This is a genomic window from Shewanella sp. 10N.286.52.A9 (assembly GCF_041468985.1).
Taxonomy (GTDB): domain Bacteria; phylum Pseudomonadota; class Gammaproteobacteria; order Enterobacterales; family Shewanellaceae; genus Shewanella; species Shewanella japonica.
The window spans coordinates 332450-344830 of record NZ_JBFRJQ010000007.1 but is presented as its reverse complement, the minus strand read 5'-3'; the positions used below and the strand labels follow the sequence as shown (position 1 = coordinate 344830).

Below are 12381 nucleotides of genomic sequence, written 5' to 3'. Positions count from 1 at the left end.
ATTTAATACCTGATTTATTAGCTATTTAGGTAATAAATAATGATTAAAAATAATTGTTACCGATAACATCCCTTTGCTGCTGTGGTTTTTAAATATGTCACTTTTCTTTCAAAATTAAAAAGTCGCTGCAAGCAGCGACTTTTATTTGGGCTAATTAAGCTTTGGTACTTATTTTAGTACAGGGCGTTTCTCAGCACCACTTACTACAGCATCAATACGACGGTTTTGTTTGTTAGCTTCAGGTGATGTGCCTTCCATAATTGGATTGTCTTCACCAAAACCAACGGCTTTTAATCGACTTGCGTCAATGCCGTATTTTTCAACTAAAGCGTCAACAACAGCTTGTGCACGGCGCTCAGATAAATCCATATTATAATCAGCATTACCAACTAACGATGCATGACCTTCAATCACAGCAGTTGTGTGCGGATTATCTTTTAAGTATTTAGCGCCTTTTTCTAGACGAGTGTATGATTCAGGTTTTAATACTGCAGAATCATTATCAAAATAAACACCTTCCATACGAGATGAAATAGGTGCATCTTCATAAATAGTACAACCTTGGGCATCTACTTTGTGAGTCGATGGGGTGTCTGGACATTTATCCATATCGTCTGTCACGCCATCGTTATCAGAATCAATTGGTGCTGCAACAACCGGTGCAACGACTGGCGCTGGAGCGGGTTTATCAACACCGAAACGATAGCTTAATTCAAGACCCCAGTAATTACTTTCCATATCAAGGGTATTGTATTTATCGTCATCTAAGTTTTCGTAGCGGCGATATTTAGCTTGTAACTTTAAGTTTTCAGTAAAGTTATATCCAATACCTGCACCTATGTATGGTGCTATACCACTGTCACTATAATATTCAGTATTATAGTTTTTCTTGTTTGAGATAAGGTAATTCATCGCACCAGCTTCAGCCGATAAACTCCACTTATCAGCAAATGGATAAAAACCGACTAAGCCTAACGCCATGCCTCTAGCGCCAACATCATTACGTTTGTTGCTGTAGTCAGTCCATTCTGCACGACCTAAATCGCGATAACCGAGTTCAACACCAAAGTAATCATTAAATAAGTAACCACCGAAAACATCCCATGCATAAGGGTCGTCTTCACCACATACTTTCATTGTTTTTTGATCGCAGTTTGGTTCGTAATTATTAACACCAAGACCACCACCAACATACCACGGTGTTAACTCTTGCTCTGCTGAAGCTGCAAAAGGTAACAATGAGGTGAGTAATACTACTTTTAATGTGTTCTTCATCATGTATAAGTCCATTGTTATTTTACTCCACCAAAACACATGTAAATGATTTGTTTGATACAAGTGTCGCTGACGCTTATGTGGTGTTCCTATTATGTTTTTGTCAGCGTGCTAATTATCGTCGTAATTTCAATGGTTTTCCATAGTAATAAAGAACAATGTTGGTATTAATTTAACAATCTTTGCTTTTTTGGCTGTTTTAAGGGGAGGGCGGTCGTAAGAATGTTGCAGGTGAGATGTGTTTTTTAACAATTGTGTGGTTTGCTCGAAGTGACGTATTTGAGGTGAGGTAAATAAAGTTTGAGGATATAAAGCGCCAAATGGCGCTTTATATTCTAGTCGAGTTATCGTTATCTACTAACCGTTATCGAGTCCACACCCAGTTTTCAATTTCTTGAGGGTCTACACCATTTGCTTTGATGTAGTTACGGTGCTCAACTAAACGTTGTAACATATCGGTTGTGATGGCGACATGCTGTGTTTCGTCAATTACACCTTGTTGGAATAGCTTGTAAGCCATATCTATCACTAAATGATAACGTGAGGTGCCATTACGGACACCCATGTCAAATGGTGTCGTAGTAGAACCTTCTTCTTCGTAGCCTTTGATTCTAAAGCGGCGACTACCTTTATAATCAAATACAAGTTTCTTGATGGTATTTGGGTAACCATGGTAGTTAAATACCACGCCTTTATCTTCAGTAAATATTTCATCCATCATCCAAGGTTTAGCTTGGAAGTCTCGACTACCTAAACCATTACTATTGAGTTCAGTTACACTGACAAAACGAATGCGAACTCGAGGTAATAGCTCACGGATAAGTACTAAAGATGCCATACATTCCTGAGTGACATAATCCCCGCAGCCAGCTAGAACCACATCTGGATTCTCATCCGATGCAAAATCCCAAACCATGACACCGTCTTGAGTTTGCTTACGTGCTTCATCTAACGATAGCCATTGTGGTAGTTCTTTTTTACCTGCAACTAAGATGTTTAACTTATCGCGATCTTCATAAGCGCGCTCTGTGTACGTCAGAGTCGAGTTACCATCTGCAGGTAAGTATGCTGAAATAATATCAGGGTGTTTCTCTAACATTGCCCCTAGGAAGGATGGGTTCTGATGAGAGTAGCCATTATGGTCTTGACGTTCTAATAAAGAAGACAACACAACGTTACAAGAAGGCACAGGTTTGCGGAAATGAACCCCTTGGCTTGCATATACATATTTACAGTATTGATCTGCCATTGAAGACACAACTTGTGAGAAGGCCTCATAGGTTGGGAACATTGCATGGCGACCTGTTACGGTATAACCGTGCATCATGCCGAATAACAAGTTTTCTGACAGTAATTCGATGACACGACCGTCTCTTGCCATATCTTGATCCCAGCTCTTAATTGGCCATTGCCAAGCACGGTCTGTTTCTTCAAATACAGCTTGAAGTTGGTTTGAGTAGGTTTCATCAGGGCTGAAGATACGTAAATTACGTTGATCACGGTTTAATTTGAACGCATCACGCATCCATTCACCCATTTTGTACATAGATACACCTCGAGTGCCTCGTGGTGTTTCTGGCCCATAGCTCAATTGTTTTAAGTCAGGTTGCGCTAGAGCACGTACAACTTCTCCGCCGTAACTTAGATGCTGTCTACCGCAACATAAGTGCTTAGGTGGTATAAGCGATTGAATATCTTTATCGAAGCTAATTTGTCCATCAGCATTGATGTCACATAACTCATCGAACTTATAACTCTCTAGCCAGTCATTCAATGCTTTAAGATGGCTTGGATCCGTTGCGCATTTATTAACGATGACTTGATGCGACTCACAGTTACCTTCAAGTTTTTTACCTCCGTGTTCTGCAGTGCCAGTCCAGCCTTTAGCTGTACGCATTAAAATAACAGGCCAACGTGGTTTGCAGACGTCTTCGCCATTTCTTGCGCGAGTTTGAATGTCATTGATCATTTCATAAGACAGATCCATTGCATTTGCCATTTGCACAAAAACATCTTCTTCAAGCTCATCATCGACAATAATTGGGTGATAACCTAAGCCACGAAACTCAAGATCAAGCTCTTCGTGATCCATACGTCCCATGCGAGTCGGACCAGAGATCTTGTAACCGTTGATATGAACAATAGGAAGTACTGCGCCATTGGTTGCAGGATCTACAAGTCGGTTAGCATACCAAGATGCAGCTAATGGACCTGTTTCTGATTCACCATCACCGACTAAGCATGCTGCGATAAGATTTGGATTATCAAGCACTGAGCCCCATGCGACAGAGAGCGAGTAACCTAATTCACCGCCTTCAAGGATTTGACCTGGTGCTTCTGGGTTAGCATGAGAAGGGTAGCCATAAGCTGCTGAGAATTTTTTACAGATATCTTCAATGCCAGATTCATTATAAGGAATGGTTTCTGGATAAAAATGGCTTAATGAGCCTTCTACAAAAAGGTTAGCTTGTACAGCTGGGAAGCCATGACCTGGGCCAACCAAGTATATAAAATCTCTTTGATGTTTAACAATGAGGCGATTGACGTTGGCGTATACGAAGTTAATACCTGGGCAAGTGCCCCAATGGCCGAGCAGTCTTGGCTTAATATCATCATGCTGTAATGCTCTTTTGAACAATACATTTTGTTTTAGGTAGATTTGAGATGTGGCAAGGAAGTTCGTTGCTCTAACAAATTTTTTCAGCGAAGTGATTTCATTTGCTTGTGTCATAGTGACCTCAGTATTTTTAAGATTTAAGTTGATTTGATTCTTAATGAGAACACTGTATTCTTATTTTGGTTGCAATAATGTGGTCTTTGTCTAACTTTTTATTAAATATTTTTATAATTAAAATGGGTTAAAGTTGGTTTTGTGTTAAAGCTTATGGGTGTGAAGGGCGTAGGATTGTTATTTGAGATGCAGCTAAAGGCTGCTAATTAGATAAGTGTGATCTTGATCACCTGCTGGTTCAGATCTTCTATGCTAATTTTTTGCACCGAAAAATCAGCGATAAGAATTGAGAAAGTTTGCTAGGCATTCGTGCCTAAAAAAAGTAAAGTTAACTCGATCAAATCCTAAATAATAAATAACTAATATTTCGCTCACTGAAATTCAATGTGATAAGCAAATGAAATACCTGCTGAATTGAACTTGAGTGCTCTTATTAAAATAATACGATAATTTTATTTTGTCCGAAGCGTTTGTTTTGATGCTTAATCACAAGCCAACTTTTTACAAAATAAAGTTATTCGAAGGAATAATTTAAGCAAATGGCAATGTTAGAAACGATTGTGAATTTCATGAACGATTTACTCTGGGGTAAATTGTTAGTTTATGGGCTAGTAGGCGCAGGTTTATTTTTTACTGTACGCTTAGGCTTCATCCAAATTACGCATTTTGCGCATGGTCTCAAAATTTTATCCATTAGCCGCCGTCCAGGTCGCAATGGTTTATCTTCTTTCCAAGTTTTCTGTACCAGTATGGCGGCCCGTGTCGGCGCCGGTAATATGGCAGGTGTTGCTGTCGCAATTGGTGCAGCTGGTCCCGGCGCAGTTTTTTGGATGTGGGCAATTGCGATGCTAGGTATGGCAACCGCAATGATTGAGTCAACGCTTGCGCAAGTTTATAAAGTAAAAGATGTCGACGGTCAGTACCGCGGTGGTCCTTCTTACTATATGGAGAAAGGGCTTGGCCAACGTTGGATGGGAATTCTATTCTCAATCCTACTGATAATCTGTTTTGGTTTAGTGTTTAATGCAGTTCAAGCTAATACAATTACTGGTGCAATGACTGCTGTATTTGATTTGAACCCGATTTATGTGGGTGTGGCAATTGCTGTATTAAGCGGTTTAGTGATTATGGGTGGCCTTAAAAAAGTCGCTAAAGTTTCTGAGATTGTTGTACCTGTTATGGCATTAGCTTACATCGCCATTGCATTAGTGGTTGTATTGATGAATGTCGAACAACTACCTGCAGTATTTATGTTGGTGATTAACAGTGCGTTTGGTTGGCAAGAAGCCGCTGCTGGTGGTGTTGCTTATAGTGTTGCACAAGCAATGCAAGCAGGTATTGCGCGCGGATTATTCTCGAATGAAGCTGGTATGGGTAGTGCTGCAAATATTGCGGCAAGCGCATCGCCAAACCCTAACCACCCTGCATCGCAAGGCTTTGTGCAAATGATGGGTGTATTCGTTGATACTATCGTTATTTGTACAGCTACTGCGGCAATTATTTTATTGTCAGGTGATGCAGCTGGGAGTGGCGACGGTATTGCTAAAACCATTAACGCTCTGTCATCGCATGTTGGTGACTGGGGTGGAGCATTTATTGCTTTTGCTATTTTACTGTTTTGCTTTACATCAATTATCGCTAACTATTCTTACGCTGAAACTAACGTCATGTTCTTATCTGGCAATAAGAAAGGTGCATTACCAATCTTCAGATTAGTTGTGCTTGGCATGGTAATGTTTGGCGCCGTTGCAAAAATCAATATTGTTTGGAACTTAGCGGACGTGTCGATGGGCTTAATGGCATTGGTGAATATGATTGCACTGCTATTATTATCAGGTTTAGCTGTTCGTGTGATTAATGACTATCGTCAACAGATTAAAGCTGGTGAAGAGCCGATGTTTGATACTGATAAGTTCCCTGAGCTTGCAGAGCAGTTAGAAGACGGCATTTGGAAGAATAAGCCTGCTGAGTCATCAAAATAGGCATCTTTGTTATTGGCTACGGAGTTGACCCTCGCTAGGGATTTTTAAACTCTATTAGCGCAATCTAAAAAACCATGCATTTATTGCATGGTTTTTTTTATTTAGCCCAGTATCATAGAGGCAAATTGAAAGAATGTACTTTACGGCTTAATAGGATAGTTAACGATGTTAGTATTAGTTTCTCCAGCAAAAACTCTCGACTTCGAAACCAAGGCTAACTCAGCGTCTTTTACACAACCGACGTTGTTAGATCATAGCCAACAATTAATTAATGTGTGTCGTGAGTTGACTCCTATAGATATTGCTTCGCTGATGAAAGTTAGCGATAAAATTGCAGGTTTAAACGCAGCTAGGTTCATCGAGTGGCAACCTAACTTCACCCTAGACAATGCCAAGCAAGCGATGTTTGCTTTTCGTGGCGACGTTTATACAGGGCTAGATGCTGACTCAATGTCTGAAAAAGAAGTGAGTAAAGCACAACAACATTTGCGGATTTTGTCAGGTTTGTATGGCTTACTTAAGCCACTTGATTTGATGCAAGCTTATCGCCTCGAAATGGGCACGAGTTTAGCTAACCCTAAAGGTAAAAACTTGTATGCTTTTTGGGGGGATGTGATCACCGATGAAATTAATCAGGCTGTTGCTGAGCAAGAAGACGATATCATTGTCAATTTGGCTTCGAACGAATACTTTAAAGCGGTAAAACCTAAAAAGCTGAATGCAACATTGATTACCCCAGCATTTAAAGACTGTAAAAATGGTCAATATAAAGTGATTAGTTTTTATGCCAAAAAAGCGCGCGGTTTGATGGCAAGGTATATTATTGAAAATGACATTAAATCGTTAGCAGGGTTACAACAATTTGATGTTGATGGTTATTATTACAGCGAAGAATTATCAACGCCTGCAGCGCCTGTATTCTTACGTGAAGAGCGTGTTTAGAGGTTTAGTATCAACCTTTTACTGTTGGATTAGCTAACCGTTTTTTTAAAACGAACAGACAATAAAAAAGCAGCGATTTCGCTGCTTTTTTATTGCCTAACAGTTTTACTAAAAGGCTATTTGGGTTCTTTTTTGGCTAAAGGGCGTAAATCAAGTTCCGATTGCGCCATGATATACGCAAATTGAGCATAAGCAGCGACATTTTGGGCAAGCGCTTTTGGATCGATTTTATCCAACGTGTCGTTAGGGGTGTGATGATAATCAAAGTAGTCAGTACCATCTTGCCTTAATGATGCCACTGGCACACCTAAACCTGGCATCATAGAGACATCCGGGCCGCCTGACGCTTTGTTATTACCAAGTTTTACACCATTGATAGTCATTGATTGATGTTCAAGTTGAACTTGCTCAAATACGTTTGGGTTAACGTTAAAATCGATTTGATAAATTCTACCTGCACCGAAGTCTGACTCTGCTGCAATATAGTGTTTTTCCAGCTCATCACTATGCTGTTTAACGTACGCTTTACCGCCGACAAGGCCAACTTCTTCAGCTGCATATAATACAACTCTTATCGTTCTTGCAGGTTTTTGTGGTAAATCCTGGATAAGTTTAGCTGCAGCAGTAACAATGGCGACACCAGCACCATCGTCAATGGCGCCAGTCCCCTCATCCCATGAATCAAGATGTGCCCCGATTAATACAATTTCTTCTGGCTTACTGCTGCCAGTGACTTCAGCAATGACATTGTAAGAGGTTGCTACACCCAAATTTTTCGACGTTAAGTTAAGTGAAAGGGTGATATTGTCATCACGCTTGAGCATTGAATTAATCATATCAGCATCTGGTGCTGACAACGCAGCGGCAGGAATTTTTTTCACCCCATCTTTATAACGCATCATACCTGTGTGCGCCATGCGGTCATGATCGGTACCAATTGAGCGAATAACGACAGCTACAGCGCCTTTTTCTGCTGCAGCAACAGCGCCTCTAGAACGACCTCCGACCGATTTTCCGTAGCCTTTACCGCTAATATGTCTCTCGGTTTTATGGTCGATAAATGCAATTTTACCTTTGACTAATTCAGGATCTGCCGCTTGTAAATCGGCAAGTGTGTCAAAGCGTACAATATTTGCTTGTATGCCTTCTTCTGGCGTTGAAACACTGCCTCCTAGTGCAGTGATAACAAGTGGTTGTTCATAGGGAGCTGTGATTGAAGCTTTCGCACTGCCTCTATACCACGCAGGGACTTGAACTGATTCTTTATAAACTTTATCGAATCCTAAACTTTTCAGTTTATCCATCGCCCATTCAACGGCAATAATATCTTTTTCAGAACCAGCTAATCGAGGGCCCACTTCGACTGTTAGTGATTCAACGATTTCATAACCTAAAGATGAATCTAAAGCTTTTAGGACTAGTTGTTGACTAACCGCATTATCTTTAGTGTTCTCGATTTTAGTTACTTGGGTATCATTAGTTTGATTCTGACATCCTGACAACGCAGTAAAAACCATTCCTGCAAAGAGTGCCTTATTGTAGTTTTTCATGAGTTTCCTTCATTTTTATTAGCTAAGTCTCATTTTTAAAAACAATCTACCAAAAAGTGTGCTTCATGTCGCTGCCCTATTTGTTAGGGAAGGCTATATTAGCGAGGGAGATGATTGAGGAGAACCAAGCGCGTGATGAATATAGAATTAATGCAACAGCGTGCAGATCATGCTGTAGTAATGCTTAAAGCACTAGCAAATGAACGCCGATTGTTTATTTTATGTCATTTGCTTAATGAAGGTGAAATGTGCGTTGGTGAGATGAACAAAAAACTGGGCCTAAGCCAATCTGCATTATCGCAGCATTTAGCTTGGCTAAGAAAAGATAATCTCGTTTGTACACGTAAAGAAGCTCAAACTGTTTTCTATTCACTTAAAAGTGATGAAGTTCGTGAGCTGATTAAAGTACTGGATAACTTATACTGCCACTAATGGCTTAGTATCTGCTCAGTGCTAAAAGCGTCTTAGTCAGTAACTTACTTAGGTAAGTGCTGTTGAGGCGTTTTTTTTTGCTTTCAAGAAGGCTCATAAAAGCTTTTTATTGCGGTAAATACTTTTGAAGGGAGTTTTGCTGGATATCGTTAGCAGCCAATGTGGGTTGCCATGATCTGAATGTTGTTTATTAGCTACAATAAGCCTAGTTGTATATGTTTACACTGAATGTAAGTATTAAAAATAGTGAAGGCTTGAGCTAAGAGTGATGTAATCGGGTGGGGATAGACTCAAATAGCGCCAAAGTTGAGTGAGTCATTTATTTTAGATATAAAAAAACCGACCTAAGTCGGTTTTTTAAAAACTAAATCACGAGATTAAGCAGCAAGTGCTTTGATTCTTGTGTTTAGACGTGCCTTTTGACGAGCGGCTTTATTCTTGTGAATAAGACCTTTAGTCGCCATACGGTCAACAATCGGTTGTGCTGCTGCGAATGCTTCTGTAGCCGCTTTGTGGTCACCGCTTTGGATAGCAGCGATAACTCTTTTAACGTATGTACGTAACATTGAACGACGACTAGCATTATGCTGACGACGTTTTTCAGATTGAAGCGCGCGCTTCTTTGCAGACTTGCTATTAGCCAAGGTGCAACTCCTAAAACTGGGATTAATACTTTGAGGGCGAGGAATATGCCTGCTTTTATTCATTTTGTCAATGAATATGGCAGAAATATCGTCAAATAAACAAATATAACTACCTTGCGCGGTGATCTTCAACCCAACTCGTGTAAGATGTGGCGCATTCTAACAGTTCTTCTACCGCATAGACAGTAGTAGAATGGAAAATTTGAGATATATCCACGTTTAAAATATCGATAGCAAGCTGCTTCGGAGGCTGTTTGAGTAAAAAGTTATTAAAATCGGGTGCAATAGTCAGTGTGATGACTTTGGTATCAAGAGTATTAGGCCTGATCCGTGATGTTGTTATTGCGAATTTAATGGGGGCTGGTAGTAGTGCTGATGTCTTTATTTTTGCTAATAAAATACCTAACTTTTTACGTAGACTGTTTGCTGAAGGTGCATTTGCTCAAGCTTTTGTTCCTGTATTAACTGAATATCAGCAAAAAAACACACCAGAAGAGACTCGTGAGTTATTAGCTAAAGTTGCTGGTACCTTAGGTGGCATTGTCAGTATTGTGACTTTAATCGGTGTTATTGCTTCGCCTTTATTAGCTGCATTGTTTGCTGGTGGTTGGTTTTATGACTGGTTAAATGATGGGCTTGATGCAGGCAAATTTGAACTCGCTTCATTAATGTTGAAAATTACCTTTCCTTATTTATGGTTTATTACGTTAACAGCTTTAGCGGGATCGATTTTAAATACCCGAGGCAAGTTTGCCGTTTCTGCTTTTACCCCGGTATTTTTAAACATCACCATTATTGTTGCTGCGTTATATTTTGCGCCAACAATGGAGCAACCTGAACTGGCTCTTGCATGGGGGGTATTTTTTGGTGGTTTAGTACAATTTTTGTTTCAGTTGCCATTTTTACTAAAAGAGAATGCTTTAGTAAAACCAAGTTGGGGTTGGCACCATCCTGGTGTTGTTAAAATTAGAACATTAATGATCCCTGCTTTGTTTGGGGTATCGGTGTCTCAAATCAACTTATTGTTTGATACCTTTATAGCGTCTTTTTTAATGACGGGTTCTATTAGTTGGCTTTATTACTCTGATAGGTTGTTGGAGTTTCCACTTGGTTTGTTTGGTATAGCCATTGCTACTGTGATTTTACCTGCGTTATCTAAAAAGCATGTTGATGATAAAGGCACTGGGTTTAGTGAGACCATGGATTGGGGCGTAAGAGCGATTTTGCTGTTGGGCGCACCCGCGATGCTTGGGCTTATCATATTGGCTCAGCCTATGTTAATGGTACTATTTATGCGCGGCGCTTTTTCAGTCAGTGATGTTGAGATGGCCTCATATAGTTTAGTAGCCTATGGCTGTGGTTTATTAAGCTTTATGATGATTAAGGTATTAGCACCAGGTTATTACTCTCGTCAAGATACAAAAACGCCGGTTAAATTCGGCATTATTGCCATGGTTAGCAATATGGTTTTCAATATTATTTTTGCCATTCCATTTGGATATGTTGGACTTGCAATTGCAACGTCATTATCGGCATTGTTAAATGCAGTATTGTTATACCGTGGGCTACACATTGCTGGTGTTTATAGAATAACGAAATCAACTGTCATATTTTTCATCAAAGTGATTATTGCGACAGGGCTTATGACAGTATTGTTGTTAAATACACTACCTGTTCAAAGTGAATGGCTTGCAATGGACATGATGATGAAGATATTGACTCTTATAAAACTGATTGTTTCTGGCGCAGTTGTGTATTTATTGAGCCTAGTCATAATGGGGCTAAGACCTTGGAAGATGAAACGTCAATCATGAGTGCTGATAATCAAATCTATCTAGTATATAATCAGCCGATTTACAGTTGCAGTTAATTGGCGTAATGGAATTAATCCGCGGTATACACAATATTTTACCTTCGCATCATGGGTGCGTGCTCACTATTGGTAACTTTGATGGTGTGCATCGAGGCCATGCGCAAGTTCTTAATAACTTAGTTAATAAAGCTAAGCACTTTCAATTGCCCGCAGTTGTTATGACGTTTGAGCCACAACCTCAAGAGTTATTTCGTCAGCAAGATGCTCCAGCAAGAATCAGTTTGCTTCGTGATAAGATTAGCCTGCTTGATGAATTAAGTATTGACCGTTTATTGTGCGTCAATTTTAATAGTCGTTTTGCTAATCAGCCTGCTGAGCAATTTATTGAAGATTTGCTAGTAAAAAAACTAGGGGTTAAATACCTTGTTGTCGGTGATGATTTTTGTTTTGGTAAGAATCGTGCTGGCACCTTTGATATGCTACTTGAAGCTGGCAAAAAGTTTGGGTTCACTGTTGTGAGTACCCAAAGCTTCATTTTAGGTTCGATACGCGTGAGTTCCACAGCAGTTAGAGAACAACTTGCTCTTGGTAATTTAGAGCAAGCAAGAAGATTATTAGGTCATCCCTTTGTGCTAACGGGTAGAGTGGCACATGGGCAAAAGTTGGGTAGGACCATAGGTTTTCCAACTGCCAATATTGCATTAAAGAGAAAGGTGTCACCCGTAAGAGGGGTGTTTGCCGTAAAAATGTATTGGGATGATAGCGATATCTATGAAGGCGTTGCCAATGTTGGTTTTAGACCGACGGTTGACGGCCAAATTTGCCAATTAGAAGTCCATTTATTTGACTTCGATGGTGATTTATACAGTAAAAGAGTAGAAGTTGAATTAGTTGCTAAAATCCGTGATGAACATCCTTTTGAGTCACTTGAGGCACTAAAGAAACAAATTTTGAATGATGCAAATGAAGCAAAAGCTTTGTTTGGCAATGATGCAGGTTGAAATAAATCAGC

9 protein-coding genes are annotated in these 12381 nt (G+C 39.9%); 5 read left to right on the top strand and 4 right to left on the bottom strand.

The window, feature by feature from the left end; genetic code table 11:
• Nucleotides 1-168 precede the first annotated feature (168 nt).
• Nucleotides 169-1278: an OmpA family protein gene (locus AB4128_RS07585; protein WP_055025625.1), complete on the bottom strand. Its 1110-nt coding sequence runs from the start codon at nucleotides 1276-1278 to the stop codon at nucleotides 169-171.
• A 361-nt stretch (nucleotides 1279-1639) separates the two neighbouring features.
• Complete coding sequence (locus tag AB4128_RS07580) at nucleotides 1640-4006, bottom strand: phosphoketolase family protein (protein ID WP_055025626.1); 2367 nt, start codon at nucleotides 4004-4006, stop codon at nucleotides 1640-1642.
• A gap of 545 nt (nucleotides 4007-4551) precedes the next feature.
• Here AB4128_RS07580 and AB4128_RS07575 point away from each other — a divergent pair.
• Both AB4128_RS07575 and yaaA read left to right on the top strand, forming a co-directional pair.
• A complete protein-coding gene (locus tag AB4128_RS07575) occupies nucleotides 4552-5988 on the top strand; it encodes a sodium:alanine symporter family protein (protein WP_055025660.1) in 1437 nt (478 codons plus the stop codon).
• 165 nt (nucleotides 5989-6153) lie between these two features.
• Nucleotides 6154-6930 (top strand): peroxide stress protein YaaA, encoded by a 777-nt coding sequence (gene yaaA / locus AB4128_RS07570; protein ID WP_372037377.1) that lies wholly within the window; start codon nucleotides 6154-6156, stop codon nucleotides 6928-6930.
• A 116-nt stretch (nucleotides 6931-7046) separates the two neighbouring features.
• On the opposite strand, the gene AB4128_RS07565 is transcribed toward yaaA, so the two are convergent.
• Entirely contained in the window at nucleotides 7047-8480 is a 1434-nt protein-coding gene (locus tag AB4128_RS07565; protein WP_162928474.1) for a M28 family metallopeptidase, read from the bottom strand.
• Nucleotides 8481-8615: 135 nt separating this feature from the next.
• On the opposite strand from AB4128_RS07565, the gene AB4128_RS07560 reads away from it, so the two are divergent.
• Nucleotides 8616-8912: a metalloregulator ArsR/SmtB family transcription factor gene (locus AB4128_RS07560; protein WP_055025629.1), complete on the top strand. Its 297-nt coding sequence runs from the start codon at nucleotides 8616-8618 to the stop codon at nucleotides 8910-8912.
• Between the two features lie 377 nt (nucleotides 8913-9289).
• Here AB4128_RS07560 and rpsT read toward each other — a convergent pair whose 3' ends face one another.
• Complete coding sequence (gene rpsT, locus AB4128_RS07555; RefSeq protein WP_055025630.1) at nucleotides 9290-9556, bottom strand: 30S ribosomal protein S20; 267 nt, start codon at nucleotides 9554-9556, stop codon at nucleotides 9290-9292.
• 254 nt (nucleotides 9557-9810) lie between these two features.
• Between rpsT and murJ the strand changes: the two genes are divergently transcribed.
• Together murJ and ribF are read left to right on the top strand one after the other, a co-directional pair.
• The gene (murJ, locus tag AB4128_RS07550; protein WP_372037376.1) at nucleotides 9811-11370 is read left to right on the top strand and encodes a murein biosynthesis integral membrane protein MurJ; all 1560 of its coding nucleotides are present in this window, start codon (nucleotides 9811-9813) and stop codon (nucleotides 11368-11370) included.
• A 64-nt stretch (nucleotides 11371-11434) separates the two neighbouring features.
• On the top strand, nucleotides 11435-12370 hold the full coding sequence (gene ribF, locus AB4128_RS07545; RefSeq protein WP_065109055.1) for a bifunctional riboflavin kinase/FAD synthetase: 936 nt from the start codon (nucleotides 11435-11437) through the stop codon (nucleotides 12368-12370).
• Nucleotides 12371-12381: the final 11 nt, after the last annotated feature.